Source organism: Paenibacillus albidus (genome assembly GCF_014644435.1).
Lineage (GTDB): Bacteria > Bacillota > Bacilli > Paenibacillales > Paenibacillaceae > Paenibacillus_AQ > Paenibacillus_AQ albidus.
The window spans coordinates 12,397-29,743 of the sequence record NZ_BMKR01000029.1 but is presented as its reverse complement, the minus strand read 5'-3'; the positions used below and the strand labels follow the sequence as shown (position 1 = coordinate 29,743).

At 48.1% G+C, this 17,347-nt stretch carries 13 protein-coding genes; 3 read left to right on the top strand and 10 right to left on the bottom strand.

Going from position 1 to position 17,347, the window contains the following annotated elements; translation table 11 throughout:
* The first annotated feature begins 479 nt into the window (after positions 1–479).
* The gene (locus tag IEY53_RS25015) at positions 480–1,445 is read left to right on the top strand and encodes an NAD(P)H-dependent flavin oxidoreductase (protein WP_134910585.1); all 966 of its coding nucleotides are present in this window, start codon (positions 480–482) and stop codon (positions 1,443–1,445) included.
* A 359-nt stretch (positions 1,446–1,804) separates the two neighbouring features.
* Here the strand turns inward: IEY53_RS25015 and IEY53_RS25010 are convergent, their stop codons facing one another.
* From IEY53_RS25010 to IEY53_RS24970, 9 genes are all read right to left on the bottom strand, one after another.
* The gene (locus IEY53_RS25010) at positions 1,805–2,014 is read right to left on the bottom strand and encodes a hypothetical protein (RefSeq protein ID WP_189029858.1); all 210 of its coding nucleotides are present in this window, start codon (positions 2,012–2,014) and stop codon (positions 1,805–1,807) included.
* On the bottom strand, positions 1,990–2,160 hold the full coding sequence (locus IEY53_RS25005) for a hypothetical protein (RefSeq protein WP_189029857.1): 171 nt from the start codon (positions 2,158–2,160) through the stop codon (positions 1,990–1,992). Before IEY53_RS25005 ends, IEY53_RS25010 begins: the two co-directional genes overlap by 25 nt.
* A gap of 21 nt (positions 2,161–2,181) precedes the next feature.
* On the bottom strand, positions 2,182–2,835 hold the full coding sequence (gene pgmB, locus IEY53_RS25000; RefSeq protein WP_189029855.1) for a beta-phosphoglucomutase: 654 nt from the start codon (positions 2,833–2,835) through the stop codon (positions 2,182–2,184).
* A 19-nt stretch (positions 2,836–2,854) separates the two neighbouring features.
* Positions 2,855–5,161 carry a glycoside hydrolase family 65 protein gene (locus tag IEY53_RS24995; RefSeq protein ID WP_189029853.1) on the bottom strand — a complete coding sequence of 769 codons (2,307 nt, stop codon included), beginning with the start codon at positions 5,159–5,161 and terminating at the stop codon, positions 2,855–2,857.
* 160 nt (positions 5,162–5,321) lie between these two features.
* Positions 5,322–7,238: a glycosyl hydrolase family 65 domain-containing protein gene (locus IEY53_RS24990; RefSeq protein ID WP_189029851.1), complete on the bottom strand. Its 1,917-nt coding sequence runs from the start codon at positions 7,236–7,238 to the stop codon at positions 5,322–5,324.
* Positions 7,239–7,469: 231 nt separating this feature from the next.
* The gene (locus IEY53_RS24985; RefSeq protein ID WP_189029849.1) at positions 7,470–8,393 is read right to left on the bottom strand and encodes a carbohydrate ABC transporter permease; all 924 of its coding nucleotides are present in this window, start codon (positions 8,391–8,393) and stop codon (positions 7,470–7,472) included.
* Positions 8,394–8,408: 15 nt separating this feature from the next.
* Positions 8,409–9,290 (bottom strand): ABC transporter permease, encoded by an 882-nt coding sequence (locus IEY53_RS24980; protein WP_229696341.1) that lies wholly within the window; start codon positions 9,288–9,290, stop codon positions 8,409–8,411.
* A gap of 411 nt (positions 9,291–9,701) precedes the next feature.
* A complete protein-coding gene (locus tag IEY53_RS24975; protein WP_189029845.1) occupies positions 9,702–9,917 on the bottom strand; it encodes a type 1 periplasmic-binding domain-containing protein in 216 nt (71 codons plus the stop codon).
* A gap of 131 nt (positions 9,918–10,048) precedes the next feature.
* Positions 10,049–11,590: an extracellular solute-binding protein gene (locus IEY53_RS24970; RefSeq protein WP_373293931.1), complete on the bottom strand. Its 1,542-nt coding sequence runs from the start codon at positions 11,588–11,590 to the stop codon at positions 10,049–10,051.
* Between the two features lie 377 nt (positions 11,591–11,967).
* Between IEY53_RS24970 and IEY53_RS24965 the strand changes: the two genes are divergently transcribed.
* Complete coding sequence (locus IEY53_RS24965; RefSeq protein ID WP_308424255.1) at positions 11,968–13,710, top strand: cache domain-containing sensor histidine kinase; 1,743 nt, start codon at positions 11,968–11,970, stop codon at positions 13,708–13,710.
* Positions 13,707–15,314, top strand: coding sequence for a response regulator transcription factor (locus IEY53_RS24960; protein WP_189029841.1), 1,608 nt, complete (start codon positions 13,707–13,709; stop codon positions 15,312–15,314). The genes IEY53_RS24965 and IEY53_RS24960 overlap by 4 nt, the downstream gene beginning before the upstream one ends.
* 474 nt (positions 15,315–15,788) lie before the next feature.
* On the opposite strand, the gene IEY53_RS24955 is transcribed toward IEY53_RS24960, so the two are convergent.
* On the bottom strand, positions 15,789–16,553 hold the full coding sequence (locus IEY53_RS24955; protein ID WP_229696340.1) for a class I SAM-dependent methyltransferase: 765 nt from the start codon (positions 16,551–16,553) through the stop codon (positions 15,789–15,791).
* Positions 16,554–17,347 lie beyond the last annotated feature (794 nt).

The following is a 17,347-nucleotide window of genomic DNA, read 5'->3' as shown; positions in this document are numbered from 1 at the left end:
TAAAATATATTTTGTTCAAAGCATTTTATAAACTATATAGTATACGTCTTTAAGAAATACAGAATATTGCCCCTTTTAGATTGTACTTTCCAGACTCCAGTTCTTGAACTATTCGGCCTATAGTTGGCTATTATATTAAATTCCCCAATAGTTAATTATAAAAGTGCATTTTATTCAATAGGATAAATTAATATCTGATTCATAGTTAAACACCCCTTCAAATATAAAAAACTAAAAAGGACCTGCTTAAGCAGATCCTATATGCATCTTCGTAATTGGAGTTTATATCCATGTTACTGATTCCTACTACAGATGTAAAGGAACAATTTCATAAAAGAAAACAGTTGAAAGACATGATATTTAACATAGTTTGAGCATGCTCACAGTCACATCGGAAAAGACTTAACTGTGTTACGTTATAGCTAAATTACTCCAGAGGCGTTTTTATAATGTCTACAACTTGTGAAAGAGGTGCGTAATTGAAACTTCCAACAATCCAATTCGGACATATTAAATCCAGAGTTCCTGTTATTCAAGGTGGAATGGGCGTAGGCATATCCTTAAGTGGACTAGCCGCTGCTGTAGCCAATGCAGGCGGGATCGGCACCATATCTGGTACAGGGATCACTACTGAAGAACTGAGAATGCATATTCGCAAAACAAGAGAACTCTCTAAAGGGATTGGCTATATCGGTGTGAATGTACTATTCGCAGTGAAGGACTTTGCCGAAAAAATGAAGGTTGCTTTGGAAGAAAAGGTTGACTTTATTATTTCCGGAGCCGGAATTTCTAGAGATATTTATGCTTGGGGTAAAGAATATGGTACTCCTGTGGTAACTATTGTTTCATCCGCCAAATTAGCCAGAATTTCCGAAAGACTTGGTGCCTCCGCAGTCGTTGTGGAAGGGTTCGAAGCCGGGGGCCATTTAGGTACAGACAGATCCATGTTTGATATCCTTCCTGAAGTCTTAGAGGCCGTTTCGATTCCGGTTATTGCTGCGGGTGGGATTCTGACAGGGGATGATATCGCAAAAGCCCTTCGGATTGGTGCATCTGGTGTTCAAATGGGTACCCGTTTTGTGGCTAGCCATGAGTGTGATGCTCCCTTAGCCTTCAAGCAAAAGTATGTAGATGCTCAGCAAGGAGATACTGTCCTCATCAAGTCTACAGTGGGCCTAGAAGGTAGAGCGATTCGGAATGAATTTACGGACCGGATCAGTGACGATGCCAAATTAAAGATAGTCAAATGCTATGATTGTCTAAAGGTTTGTTCACATCGCTTCTGTACAATGGAATCCCTGCTTACTTCCCTTAGAGGAGATGTTAAGAACGGTTTGGTTTTTGCTGGGTCCAGAGTTCATGAGATTAAAGAGATTTTGTCCGTACAGCAGATTATCGACAATTTAATGAATGAGTATCAAGGGGCATTGAACCCGACAACTTAAGGTTGTTATAAGATATAAAAGCACGATTAACCACTTAAACTTGGAATTTCCGAGCGTAAGTGGTTTTTTATTTCGTTAGATACTCAAATCTAGTTATATATTTAATAAGCTTTAGTGTTGTATTACTTTTAGAGAAACTATTCAATTTCAACCGAATGAGCTTTTCGAATGAAAAACACATTCCCTCCAAATAGAGGGTGTTAATCTTCCCTTGAGTTTACACACCGTTTACGGCTGCTACATGTCACCTACTTCCACTAATGGGAACGCAAAATGTTAAAGGTCAACAGGGGCTCATAACGGACGAAGAAGCGGTTCCGGCACAAAGGCAGGTTCCGCTTCTTCCTAGATGTACTTCTTTATGAGTTAAGGAGTTCGACGTATACGAGCAAGCGCTTCAGGACCGAAGTCGCATCCGCGCGGGACGCCTTGGAAAGCGGTTGGAATACACCTTCCGCGGTCACATCGATACCGTTGGTTCCCATGCCGTCAAGTACGATGTTCTGAAGCTTCACGCCTCCGACAGCGAAATTGCCGCCCACAATTAAGCCCGCATACGTGTTGTCCAACGCCACGTTATCCGAATCTGGATGTCGCCGTTCAAGTCTTTATCACTGGCGAATACCCAGAGTGCGCCAAGATTGACACTGTAGCCGTTATCCGTTATCATAGCTGCCGGTTTGGATAAGCGTGTTGGCAATGGGTATCTCGTCATTCCTCTCCTGTCTTCAATACCTCATCCAAGCAGTTCGTCAAGACCACCAACGACTGCGTTGGCCTCTGTCAACTGGGAGGCGTTTCCGATCCCTACCACGCGTATGCCTGCTGCTCGCGCGGCTTGTACACCGGCTACAGCGTCCTCGAACACGACGCAATCTTCAGGCAAGAGTCTAAGCTCGCGGCATGCAAGCAGAAATACTTCCGGGTCCGGCTTCGCCTTGATAGTCTTCGTTCCATCAATGACTGCGTCAAACAACGACGTTACACTCAGCTTTTCGAGGATAAACGCTGCGTTCTTACTGGCGGAACCCAGTGCGATCTTGACACCGGCATCGCGCAGGCACAAGATGTATTCCCTTGCACCCGGCAGCAGCTCTGATTCATCCATCCCAGTGATATACTCCACGTATTTGGCGTTCTTCAAGTCGGCCATTGCCTTCTTCTCCGCTTCGCTCACAGTCACCTTTCCGATCTCCAGCAAGATCTCCAGCGAACGGTCGCGGCTGACTCCTTTCAGCCGCTCGTTGTCCTCTTCGGTAAAGTCAAAGCCATGTTGCCGGGCGAGCCAGCGCCACGCCAGATAGTGATACTTGGCCGTGTCGACGATGACGCCATCCAGGTCAAAAATAGCTCCTTTGAATCCTGCCTCCAGCAAAGATTGAATTTTCATGGGGTTCCCTCCTCTCCTTTTAACCTACCCGGTCCGCCGGAATCGGCGCCACGACGCCATCCGCGTCAATCCGGCAAGCGCGTCCGTACAGAAGCAGTTCGACCGGTTCCCCGCTTAATGAGCGAACTGTTACTTCTTCCCGGGTCACCCGCACGTGGACGACTGTTCCTCGGTAAGTAATTTGGAAGCTGTAGCCGTCCCAACGCACCGGGATCGACGGTTCAAACTGCAACTGCTCCCCATCGGAGCGCATGCCGCCGAAGCCGTACACGATATTCATCCAAGCAGCAGCAATAGACGTCGTATGAAGCCCTTCCCGAGTGTTCCGGTTGTAGTTGTCCAAGTCCAGCCGCGTGGCGAACTCGAAGAATCGGTATGCCTCATCGTGCCGTCCAAGCTCGGATGCAAAGATCGAATGGATTGACGGCGACAGAGAGGATTCATGAATACAGCGCGGCTCGTAGTAATCGTAGTTGGCTTGCTTCTGCGCATGTGTATATTCGGTAGTATAGAGAAACATGAACATGAGCACGTCAGGCTGTTTCACCATGTCGTAGCGATAGATGCGGTCGTACGACCAGTTATGGTACAGCGGAAAATCCTCGACCGGGATGGTGTCCACGTCGATGTTCGGCATGTCGAAAAAACCGTCGTGCTGCTCGAATACCTGAGAAGCCGTGTCATAAGGAATGTACATATTCTCCGCCAAGTGCGCCCACGTCCGGTATTCGTCTTCCGTCACGCCCAGCCGTTCCGTTAACGTGTGCAGCTTCATCGGTGCTTCCCTTTCCATCTCCTCCAAGACTGCAAGCGTATATTCGAACAGCTTCTTCGCCATAATGTTCAAGTAACAGTTGTTGTTGACCATCAGCTGGAACTCGTCCGGTCCCATGACGCCATAGTAGCCAAACTTGCCTGTTCTCGGCCCCCACTGCCCCCGGCTCTCGTAGAAGCGGCTCAGCTGCAGCAACATTTCTATGCCTTCGCCGTAAAGGAACGGCTTATCGCCGACAAGCTTGTCATAGTGCCAAATGGCGTAGCCGACCGCCGTACCCACCTGAAGTTGAAGATTGGCATGCTGCCACAGATCACAGCTTTCGGTGCCGTCAATTGTCGCGATCGGATAGAACGCCCCTTGGCAGTCGACTTCGCGGGCGCGTTCCAGTGCGTGTGACAGTGATTTATAGCGGAACTCGAGCAGGCTTCGGGCAGCCTTTGGATTGTTGAACAGGTAGAAGGGCAGACAGTACGTCTCCGTATCCCAGAATGCCAGTCCGCGATAAGCTTCCCCTGTCAAGCCTTTGGCACCAATGTTAAAGCCTGGATTGTCCCCCCGGTAAGTTTGGTATAGTTGAAATATACAGTACCGGATCCCCTGCTGGTTCTCTGGATCGCCCTGAATCTCAATATCGGATTGCTCCCATATGCGGGTCCAATATGCGGTTTGCTCTGTAAGGATGTCATCGTAGGTTGTACCCTCATAAAGCGATGCGACTTTATACCCGGTATCCCACAGCGTCTCAACCTCATCCACTTTGTTGCCCTTGTCCGCGTAGTTGATGACCAGTTTCGTGAAACCTGCTGAACCGCCGGCCCCGAGTCTCAATGCGAAATCGACGCCTGCCAGCTTCTCTTCCTCGAAGGGAATCGTATGTAACGTTTCGTCCGACCGTATCACGAACGTGGTAAACAATCTGTTACCTGTGGTGACCGTTTGTCCGACCATGCCCATCCAATCACCCTGCCGTCCCCGATGCATGACCTGCCAGAGGTTGCGGCCTTGGTCTTCGTGGACCGGGGAGAAATCAAGCCCCGTGCGTACGCTGATTTCTCCGTCGTAATCATTGGATTGGAACTCAATCCGCTGAATCCCCAGATGCGAGTTGGTCATACTGACGAGCCGCCGGAAACGGATGCTAATCGTCCCGCCGCCGGACAGATGCCAGTCAAAACGACGCTCATATTCGCCCGTCTTGAAATCGAGGCGCCGGGTGAAATTCGAGATCTGACTTTGCGCGAGGTCGAGCATTTCGCCATCGGCGCTGATTCGCGTGTACAGCCAGTCAACGGCGTTGACCATAAACCGCAGCTTGCTGATCGTCCCTTTGTAGTGGGCGTTCACTTTCATTTCCTCATACAATCCGTTGAAGTAACTGCCCAGCAAGCTATCCCCGCTATATCCTTCTTCCGGATAGCCGCGTACCCCCATATATTCGTTGCCGAGCGAGAAAATCGACTCCGATACCCGGTTGCGTGCCGCATCGAACTTTTCCTCGACGACGGCCCAAGGGTCGACTTGCAAATACTTATCTGCCACTTTCGCCACTGTAAGTTTCCTCCCTTTCTATCGTTTACAGCTCTCCATACCCAGAATAGCGCACACCGCGATGTCACGGAATATCTGAAACCACGCATTTTGTAGTCATATCTACTAAGGCTGAAACAAAGCCCCGGATGCGCACGTTCGGGCGCATGTTCCCGTAGTCTTATGCATACGCCACATTCAGCTCTCCACCCGGCGCGCACGAAAAATCGGTGCCGTCCACGCGGAACTTTGCTGTGGATCGGTTGCCTTCCCCGGCCTTCACGCGTACCGTGGAATGATTTACCTCGATTCGGTACGAATCCCCGGACAGGCGCAGTGAGTAACGCAACACGCTCCAGCGAGCAGGCAAAGCCGGCTGGATCCGCATGATGCCGTCAGCCGCGCGCAAACCCCCAAAGCCTTGCACGGCCGCCATCCACGCACCACCGTTCGCCGCGGGGTGCGTGCCGCCGATATAAAGCGTGCCAACATACTGTTTGGACTCACCAGTCAAGTCGATCGTAGCCGTCCGCATGAAATAAGGGTACGCCCACTCCTGGTTTCCGATGGACGCCGCAACGAGCGCATACACACATGGACTCAAGCTCGATCCATGCTCTGTCCGCGGCTCGTAATATGCCCAATTCGCCTGCTTAATGTCTTCAGCATACTGGTCCCCGAACTGATGTAAGAGGAGTACGACGTCCGCTTGCTTCAGAATCTGCGTTGTCGTCGCCAACCCGTTGCCGCCACCGAGGTACTCGTGCTTGTTCAACATACGTGATTTCAGTTCCCCCAGCGGTACGTCCTCCAAGTTATAATAGCCGTCGAACTGTTCAATGAGGGCCGTACCCGGATCAGGATACGGAACATACAGCTTCTCCGCTACTTGTTCCAACCGTGAAAGCTCTTCGGCAAGCCCTAGCTTATCGATCAACGTCTGCCGGGCTTCCGCATCAACGCGGCCGATCTCCCGTAAAGCCTTAAGCGAGAGCTCAATTGTCCGCTTAGCCATCGCGTTCGTAAAAGCATTGTTATGCACCCGCTCATGGTACTCGTCTGGCCCCGTGACGTCCAACAACTCGTAGCGGTCACGCCCCTCCCGGTACAGCGCATATGATGCGTAGTAACGCGCGCATTCAAGCATCGCCTCTGCTCCGCCTTCAAGCAGGAAATTCGTGTCGCCGGTGAATGCGTAATACTGCCATATACCGAACGCTACGTCTGCGCTGATATGGATCTGCTTGTCTCTGAAATATGTCCGCATCGGCCGGTTCGTGAAGACGTCCGTTACGTTGAACAACGTGCACGCGTCGTCGCCCGTATCCTGGCTCTCCCAGGCGTAAAACGCGCCTTGATAGCCGTATTCAGCAGCTTTCCGGCGTGCGCCTTCCAGCGTCATGACTCGGTATTTCATAACACGGCGCGCGACTTCCGGCAGCACGTGCAGGTAGAACGGCAGCATGAACATTTCCGTGTCCCAGAACACCGCGCCCTTGTAGGTTTGTCCCGATAATCCACGGGCGGGAATTGACAAGAGGTCTGAATCGTACGGCGCGATGATCAGCAGTTGATAGATGCTATAGCGAAGTGCCAGCTGCGCTTCGTCGTCCCCCTCGATCTCGACGTCGGCCGATTCCCAGAGCCGGTTCCACACTTCCCGGTGTGTGCGCAATTGTGTCTTCCAACCCTCCGCCGACGCCTGCATGCACAGCGCTACAGCCGCCGGACCCGGATCAGCCTGATTGTGCGTATCGTGGCAGACGGCTACACATTTCACAAATCTGTACGTCTCTCCAGCCTTGCAAGCCACATCGAACAGCCGTTCTGCCATACGATCCGACGCAATGATTGTCTTACCGTCCCGCGGTTCCCCATCCCATACGACAGACGCTGCAACGCTGACCCGCACACCGAGCTCGCCCGTAACGGCATGAACCGCCGTGACGCCCGTCGCTTCCTCACACGCGACAGCTTTGCACAAGTGCGGTCCGTTGATATCCCACACATCACCGTCGATTCCGGTGTCCACCGTTGCGATGCCGTCCGCCGATGTCGTAAACGCATACGAAACGAAGGCCAACCGTCTGTCAGCCATACTGTCCAAGTCATCTTCGATTACCTCCTTGAAATCATGGAAAGGGAATGCCCTCAAGCGGCGAAATATCGTCTATGGAATCACTCTGCATTTCGAACCTAATTACTGTATTTTCATTGTAGAAAAGGAGTGAGGGGTCTGAACATATACGTATCTATTCGGATCATAGGCGTTTCTACTTTTTTAGTTCACTGGGGCTGACACTATAGTGTTTTTTGAAAATTTTACTGGCTACTCTTTCACCGAGCCAATCATTACCCCTTGATTGAAGTATTTTTGCACAAACGGATATACACACATAATTGGAACGGTCGCAACGATGATTACGGAATATCTCATCATGTTGGCGAGACGCAGAGCGATTTGCGCTGCCTCACCTGTCCCCATACCGGACTGCATCTGATTGGTAATCAGAATGTTGCGGAGAATCAACTGCAGTGGATGTAGATCCGGATTCTTCAAATAGATCAAGGCATTAAAATAAGAATTCCAATGCCCGACAGCGATCCATAACCCGAGCACCGCAATAATCGCTTTGGACAGCGGAAGCACCACCTGTGCAAAATACCGCAGGTTCCCGCAGCCGTCGATCTGCGCCGCCTCCCACAAATCCCCGGGGATACTGGTCTGGAAAAAGGTCCTTGCCACAATAATGTTGTACACTCCCACCGAGAAAGGCAGCACCATAACCAGGAACGTATCGTACATATGAAGATCACGGATGGTCAGAAAGGTAGGAATCAAGCCGCCGTTAAAAAACATCGTAAAGATGAAGAACAGCGACAGAAATTTGCGTCCTGCGAGATCTTTCCTGGATAATGCATACGCTGCCGATATATTTACTGCAAGACCGATGATTGTACCGACCACCGTATAAAGAATCGTATTCCGGTAACCAATCCAGATATTTTGATGCTTTAATAGCTCTTTGTAGCCGTCCAGCGTGAACCCCTTAGGGAACAGCCACACCTGACCGCCGGCCACGGCTGAAGGATCACTGAAGGAAGCGATAACAATAAAATATAGCGGATACATCAGGATGACCAGAAAGACCACCGCAATTGCGTACATGACATATTCCATAACCGTATCTGAGGAACGGTTGTTTTTAATTTTCCCCGCGTTCTCTTTAACTGCAGGCGTAAGTATTCCCATGCCAGTTCTCCCCTTTTACCACAAGCTGTTTTCGCTCATTTTTTTGGAAATCTGATTTACGATGATCAGCAAAATAAAGTTAATAACCGTATTGAACAGGTTGATTGCTGACGAGAAGCTGTACTGGCTGCTGAGCAGCCCAATTTTGTAGACGTAGGTAGACAGGATTTCGCTTGAAGTGGAGTTCAAATCGTTCTGCATGAGATACACCTTTTCAAAGCCTACACCAAGCAGTCCCCCGACACGCAGAATGAGCAGCGTAACCGCCGTCGGCATCAGCATCGGAATATCGATATAGCGAATTTTGTGCCAGCGGCTTGCACCGTCGACAGTAGCGGCCTCGTACAGACTGGGATCCACCGCAGAAAGGGCGGCGATAAAAATAATGCTGTCCCAGCCGACATGCTGCCACACATCCGACCAGACATACACGCTGCTGAACAGCCCGGCGGAGCCCATCAGATCGGGAGCTTCTTTGCCGAACAGGCTGTACAGATTGCCTACAAGACCGGTGCTTGGCGACAGCAGAATCATCATCAGTCCGACCATAACCACCGTGGAAATGAAATGCGGCATATACGATACGGTCTGGAAAAAACGTCTGAACCGGTTCGGTCGCATCTGATTGACCATCAGCGCAAGCATGACCGGAATCGGGAATGTGACCAGGCTGTATAAGCTGATAATCAGCGTGTTTTTGATCGTGTTCGAGAACTGGTAGGAATTAAAAAACTTCTCAAAATATTTGAACCCCGCCCACGGACTGTCAGCGATGCCCAAAGCCGGGCTGTAATCTTTGAAGGCAATCAGTATCCCGTACATCGGTTTGTAGGCGAATAATAGGGTAAGCACTACAGCGGGAAGCAGCAGCAGATACAGCCCCCAGTTTCGTTTCATTTGTCCGAACATCCTCCCCGGACTTGTCCCAGCGGATCTCATGAAATCTCCTCCAATAATTGTTGTGAGCCTATACGAAGCATAAGTCTGTCTGTGTATTTGTCTTCAGTATACCGTTCACCTTCTGCGCCTGTCGGACCTTATGTAAACGTTAAACGGACTTTTAATGCCGCCGTCTGAAGGCTAAAGGATACAGCATCTGCACTGAGAGCAAAGCTATATATTATATGGACTTTCATTGCTGTTATCCGGACTTTTGGTTATGAAATCTACTCTTTACAGGCACAAAAATACCGTCCTCAGATAACATCTTCCCGGACAGCATACTAATTTCCCTATTCGAGAGTCCCGATAATAAGCGGTCCCTCAAAAAATAGATGAAGCTTAAGTTGCTCCATCTATTTTTGGCTATTATACAACCGTGCTGAGGTACGAAAACGGGGATAACTCCGATGGCTCCAAGTCCTCTTTGCCGGTGGACAGTACAGTCGCACCGTCAGCCCGCCGTCCACACAGCAGACGGGAGACCGTCTCCAGCTTCTCCAGCTCTCCGTCTCCTGTACCGATCAGAAGATCGAAGCCCAGCAGGCTTTCGCCTGTTACCACTCCGCGGACCAGTTCCATCATGAATAGGCTGCCGAACCATTTCTCGGCCGGCTGCAGCAGCAGGATGCAGATACTTCTTGCTCTGCTCAGGACAAGGTTATGGGCAATAATATTAGGGTATATCCCAGTTTCTCCATGATTACAATTTTTCTTTATTCCACATTCATATAACGTTCGTAAGCATCCGTGCGGATTTTGATCAGCTTTTCAAGACCCATGTCGTTCAATTGCTTCACATAAGCATCCCATTGTTCATCAATATTTCCTTTGGAAATAAACTGGGCCCGCATAGTATTCACGTAACCTTCGATGTCCGTGGTCAGCGTAGGTAACTCCTCGAATTCTTCCGCAGTGTACATTACGTTAGGGAACGGTGTAGTAACGAATTCACTGCCCAGCTTATCCAGTTGCAGCTTCAGCCCGTCTCCGCTCTTCCCGCTTAAGACAATTTTCTCCTCAAAAGATGGGCTTACGTATTTCGGCCCGAAATCTCGCAGCGATTGATCCCAATACCAGGCATCCGCGCTCGTTCCGGCTGGCGGGTCCATCAGGCTGTACGTGCCGTCATCATTCTTCTGGATAACGGTTCCGATAGCGCCCCAGAAGTTCTGGATGCTAGCTTCATTCGTATAGAACTCGTCAGCCCAGCGCGCGGCAACCTCCGGATATTTAGTAGAAGTAGTAATCAGCAGTTCGTTGCGGCTCAGGTTCATCCCGATCGGATTGCCAACGGTATAACGGTTGCCATCAGGTCCGGCAATCGGCGGAATGGTCACATACTGATCGCTCCATTTGCCGAATACAGCATCTGGAGTCCATTGGTACGAGAAGCCTACGATTGGAGCATCCGGATTCTGGAACTTGGCGGATCTCATTGTATTGTCCTGTGTGAACAACTCTTTATCTAGCAGACCTTCAGTGTACAATTTATTCTCCCATTTCAGACCTTCTTTGTACTCTTCCGAAATTGGATAGTATACCGCTTGACCGTCCTTCACCAGCATGAAGTTATTATTGAGATCAGCGATCCCGAACGGGCTGATAGTATCATTGTTGATCTCGATATAAGGAATTTCATCGGGCTTGCCGTTTCCGTTCGGGTCCTGCTCCTTGAATGCCTTCAGTACGTTATACAGGTCGTCGGTTGTCTCCGGAACCTGCAGGTCCAAGTTGTCGAGCCAGGTTTTGTTGATTACAGGCTGACGAGAGCTTTTTGGACGGGATGGAAGTCTTGTCGGCAAAGAGTAGATTTTCCCGTCGGGGAAGGTACTGATTTTTTTCAAATCAGGCGTTTCTTCCATCGCTGCCTTCAGATTCGGCATGTATTGATCGATATAATCATCCAGCGGGCGGAAATAGGTGAGATTGTTGACGATATCCGAATCCGAGAAGGACTGACTGCCCAGCACTACATCCGGAAGTGTACCGCTTGCCAGCATAATCGATTTCTGTTCTGCCCAGTCATTGGAGGACATCACTTCCCACTCGATTTTGACATTCGTGTTCTTCTCCAGATCCTTCAGCCACTGGTTCTGGGTGAAAGTATCACCCATACTGCCCCATCGGACAGTCAGAACCTTCAGTGTTATCGGCTCAGTAACAATCGGGAGGCCTTCCTTATTGAAGTTGCTCGTATCGCTTGCTGCTGAAGTATTCTCATTGTTGCCGCTGCAGCCTACGAGTCCGGCTGCCATCACGGCAGCCAGAAGGCCGGTGACCAGTTTTTTGGACGATAATTTATTGCTCTGTTTGACCATTGTGTTAAATCCCCCGTTTCTTAAATATGCCCTTCATTACATGTCTAATCATAACCGCCCCTGTATTTGCATTCCGGACACTTTGGGTCGTTATTCGGACCTCTGCCACTACCTCTACCAAACTTCCGCCGGGATTTCTTCCTAACAGAGATTAAAATAACAGTTTCCAGACTTTTGTTAACGCTTTCCGGACTTAACGGCGAAATGCCTTCCTGTTCATATGTTTTTTTGCGTAAAGGTTTTATAATATTGATGTTATCTATTAAAACGCATTCATAGCCATGATTGCCCGGAAAGGACCTGGAATAACAGACGTGACACAAAAAAAAGCAGGACAAAAACCGCTTCCGATCCGCCATTATGTGAAGGTCATGCTTATGATTGCGGTTACGGTGCTTATTGTAGATCTGGTGATTAGCATTACTTCTATTATTATCGTCAAGCAGCAGTCCACCCGCTATCTGAAGGATACCGCGGCTCTGTACATCAACCGGATCAATCATGATTTCGATTACATGAATCACTATATGGGCTGGACACTGGCGAATGACGAAACGCTGAACATGATGAACGCCTACAATTTCAACAGCATCGAATTTCTCGAGTCAAACGAAAGTCTGCGCAGCAAGTTCACTGAGCTGCAGAAGAATTACGGGCAGGAATTCAACTTTTTCTATTATTTAAAGAACCACTCCTACTTCCTGAACTGTGCGCCGCTCAGTGTGACCTATACGGACTACATGGAGCTGAAAAAAAAGATTATGTCCTTTATCGACGACACGGAGGTGTACGAGAAGTTCTACTCTAAGTGGACGCCTGTCCTCGTTAACGGTAAATACTATGTGATCAACATTGTCCCATACTACAACCGTTATCTAATCGGAATGATCTCTGCCGACAACCTGATCCGCCCGCTGCGTGAGATTAATCTCGGGGCCAACGGCTATGCTTCGCTCGTGAATGATCAGGGAACCGTTCTCACCAGTCCTGTTTCTAATAACGGCAGGCCTGTGTCGAGAGACGAGGGTTCCTCCCTATTGATGCAGCAGCGCACCACAATCAGTAGCGAGTTCTTGGGCACCACATTCAGCGCCAGGATGGTTATTCAATTCGGAGCCTTTGAAAAGATTATGATTGCCCAGCTCCTAATTGTCCTGCTTTTCTTCATTGTTACGTCTTCGCTGTTCGTCATTATGGTGTTCTTTAATAAAAGAGTGCTTGGGCAGATTCAGAGCTTCGCCGAAAATCTGGCACGTATTAATGAAGAAAGCCAGCCTGCTGATTACAAGAGCAGCAAAATCATTGAGCTGGAGCAGGCCAACTCCCAGTTCAAGGAACTCGTCGAGCAGGTCAAAATCTTCAAGATCGCCATGTATGAGCAGGAGCTGGAGAAGCAGCGAATTCAGCTTGACTATATGAAGCAGCAGATCAAGCCGCATTTTTTCCTCAACTGCCTGACCAGCATATACAGCATGGCTCAGATTCAATCGTATCAAGAGATCGAGGATATGGCGATGACAACCTCCAAGTATTTCCGTTATCTGTTCCAGAATGGTGAAAACTTTGTCCCGTTGGAACATGAAATTGAGCATGTCCAGATGTATTTGGAGATTCAGAAGCAGCGTTACCAGGACGCCTTCAGCTACTATGTGGAGCTTCCCGAGAAAGCAAAGAACGTGAAAATCCCGCCTCTCGTGCTGCAGACCTTCATTGAGAACTCTATTAAATATGCCATCTCACGGGAAAATGAAGTGCAGATCCGGATCACCGTGAAACGGTGCCTTCTGGCGGATGATATCAAAGCGACGCAGATCCAGCTCTCTGACACCGGACCGGGCTTTCCGCCAGAGGTGCTGGAGAAGCTTGAGGCCGGACTGCCGCTGGACCAGACCAAAGGCACGCAGATCGGCATAATGAACACGCTTAAACGGCTGGAGTATCTGTACTACAATCTGGCCAGTATTAATTTCGCGAACTTGCCCGGCGGCGGCGCAAGTGTCACTCTTCTGCTGCCGGATCTTCCAGAACAAACTTTAGAAGGAGAGAGTGGCCAATGAATATTTTGCTTGTAGATGATGACTACTACGTAATTGCGGCTTTGCAGAAAAAAATTGACTGGAATCTGTTGGGCATCGAAACGGTATACACAGCCAATAATGTGGCCCAGGCACGGGACATTCTAGAGAAGCATCCGGTACAAATCCTGATTTCCGACATTGAGATGCCGCAGGGCAGCGGCCTGGAGCTCCTGGCTTGGATCAGAGAACGGAATCTCAGTATTCAGGCGATCCTCCTGACCAACTACGCCGATTTCAATTATGCGCAGAAAGCAATCGAGCTGCAAAGCTTTGAATATTTTCTCAAGCCGATTGAGTTTGACAAGCTGATACTGATTATTCAAAAAGCGATTGTCCGCGCCAAGGAGCAACAGAACAATGAGCAGGCCATTCTTGGAGGTTACTTCTGGCAGAAGAACCAGTCCAAAAATTTGGAGCACTTCTGGCGCAGGCTGGTCAGCGGAAGTACCTCCTTCCCGCTTAAACAAGCGGATATCATCCATGCGATCAAAGAACAGAACCTGTCTTATCAGTTGAATGATCTCATCCAGCCTATTCTTTTCAATGTATTTCCGCATAATGGTAGCATGGGCAAGGATGAGAAGGACCTGTTTGATTTTGCGCTGCTAAATGTGCTCTATGAGCTGCTGCAAAACCCCGGTTACATGATCGAAAGTATTCTGGAAGTTAAAGATTACAACTGGATCGCCATCCTTAAGTGGAAGCATCATCCGGAGGATACCGCAGCGCTGCAGGCCATTGGGGCTTCTTTTATTCAGAAAGCTGTTCCCTATCTGAAATGCGACGCCTGCTGCAATATCGGTCTGTTCGGAGAGCTGAACCAGATTGGCAACACCTTGAAACAGTTGCTGAACATGGACGAAGAACTGACGAAATGCCGGAACCATTCCTATCTGGTGGAGAACTACCATCGTCAACCGAAATCATCCTATACCCCGCCGGATCTGGCCCAGCTGGAAGAGTTGCTCAATCAGAACAGACTGGCTTCTTTTCTGGAAGAGGTCATCCATTATTTAAGAGCCATGCTGAGCCACAAGTCGATCGACACCTCCGTGCTTGACCTGTATCGGCAGGATATCGTACAGCTGCTGTATTCTTATCTAAAGCAGAAGGGCATTCAGGCCCATAAATTGTATGCCGGCAAGGACAATGGCAAGCTGCCGCGCCACTTCCTGCATTCTATTGAAGATATGGAGGATTATCTGAAGGATCTGGTCAACACCGCCATGGAGTACCGCGACTTCGCTGCACAGCCCAAATCCATTGCCGACGAGATTAAGCAATATATTCATGAGCACTACGGAGATGATCTGACCCGAAATGTTCTGGCGGAGATTGTCTACCTTAACCCGGATTACCTGGCCAGACTGTTCAAGCGGGAAACCGGCATCTCCCTCGGCAGCTACATCACACAAGTCCGCATCGCCGCCGCCAAGCATCTGCTAGAGACAACTAATCTGTCTGTCTACACCATAGCCAGCAAAACCGGATATACGAACTATTCCTATTTCTCCAAGCTGTTTAAGCAGGAGGTCGGGCTATCGCCGAAAGAGCATAAGAAGTTTTTGACTCAAGGTCAATGAACGTAGAAATCCCACAGACTAGTACTCCAGCGACTTTTTTTTCTTTTATGTGCTTTAGAAGCTAATAAACCGTTTGACGTGATTCCATATCTCTTCCAAAATGTAAAACAAAAGCCGCTAGTTTAGCGGCTTGGTCGGGTCCTATGTTCTTGTCTAACACCAGTAGAATTTAAGTAGTGATTGCCAGCAATTTCAGATGCTGCTGTAACAGCAAAATCCCGTTCTGGCGCTATTCGTCCAAAACGGGATGCTCAGGGTACAATATAATTTAATTAATTCGCGTTTTCCTTGGTCAGCAACTTCAATTCAGCCGGAGTGGAGTAGTTCTCCATCACTTTCAATCCTTTGGAACGATCAAAATGACGCGAGCGTATTAACTGGAATTCCCACACTATTTGCGGATTGAACCGCCGTGGAGATCTCCGCAGAGTCTGCAGGATTAATTGCCCTTTTAAGTAATGAGTAGATACATGCCTAAAAGGAGGTGGAACCAAGTTCTTCGCTTTTTCGACAAACACTAATGATGGAAGAGGATAAAGAAGTGAACGGAGTTTTATCCCAGTCTGAATATTGGCTTTCTATACTAAAGCCGTGGTTAGTTAACAAACGTTTAAGCGTATCATTATCAGTAAAACGACATGCAATTCGTGAAGTTGTTTTCTTGGATCCCCAATCACGGAAAGTGACCCAATGCATTATATGGTTTCTTGAATCATAGGATTGTATTCCAGATACCTTGACTTTAATTCCAGCCCTATCGATAAATTCTCCCCAAATTGTTTCCTCTTGGTTTGATAAATCGGTCCCCATGGGATTACGTGTTTCAAAAACAAACACCCCATTGGGCTCTAAGTGCTTGTAGACTGTTCCGAGTAAGGCTATTTGATCTTCATCACTCAAAAATGCCTGAAATGCATTTCCTGTCAAATAAATCATGGAAAAACGCTTTTCAGAATCGAATGTACGAGCATCAGCTTCAATAAAATCCACAGGCAGACCTTGGGCTTTAAATCGCGCATATGCAAGCATCGCTGAAGAAATATCAACCCCTGTTATATTAATCCCCAATTTTGATAAATATATTGTTGTTAATCCTGTACCACATGCTAGTTCTAAAACTTCCCCCGGGTTCAATCTAGCAACTTCAAGATAGAAATTGTATTTTTTTGTCTCGCCGCCAAATTCAAGATCATAATTCATTGGATCTTGATACTCTTCAAGATTGTTGTGATCTATCAACACTTATCATCCCTTCACTGTGATATGAGTTTCTTTAACAGTATCGCATAAGGACTCAGCATCAGGTTATTTGTTGCTAAATCATCCGCTCTCTTCAAGTTTCGTGATGGTTTTATTATAAGTCAAATAGATGCAACTTCTTCAACTTTCTTAAATAGCTGAGTAACTTTTTTCTAAAAGGCAAACTTTTTCAGTGGCTCCACAGTAAGTTGGCTCCTTTATAGATAGTTTATCAATATTTTCTTCTTCGTCCCCGCTTTTAGAGTAATCAGGCCCCTAAAGCATGTTTCAAACTAACATCCTGACCTTTAGCTTAATGAGAGAGAGCAGTGAAATATAGTAAAATACTTATCTAATCTTTTCATGTTAAAAATAATAAGTTGCTGATTTACCCTTATTCCAAAAGGCTGCCGAGTCAATTGTCAAACTTGCATGAGATTTGATTGTTGAACATTTGTTTGGTCATTAAGACACATTTGAGTGTTTTGCCCGTGTATAGCTCCTTTATTCAGATGCAAGTTCCCCCACAAAGCAAGTTCTCTCGCTGTACTGGCGTTTCTTCCCCTTCTATTCTCCACTCCGTTTGAGTAAATCCTAAAAGTTTAAACACTCGTTCGCTAATGATTTCAGTGACAGTTTTTCCTGCAGCTTTCTTAATAATCTCAACTTAAAAGGGATAAACTTGTTGTCAATCCATTTTAGCCAACCTCATAAGGGTTTAACTTCACACAGCTGAGCGTACCAGCATCCTTCGGCCTGTGCGTCACTACCCTTTCCAGGCAGCTTCTTAGCAA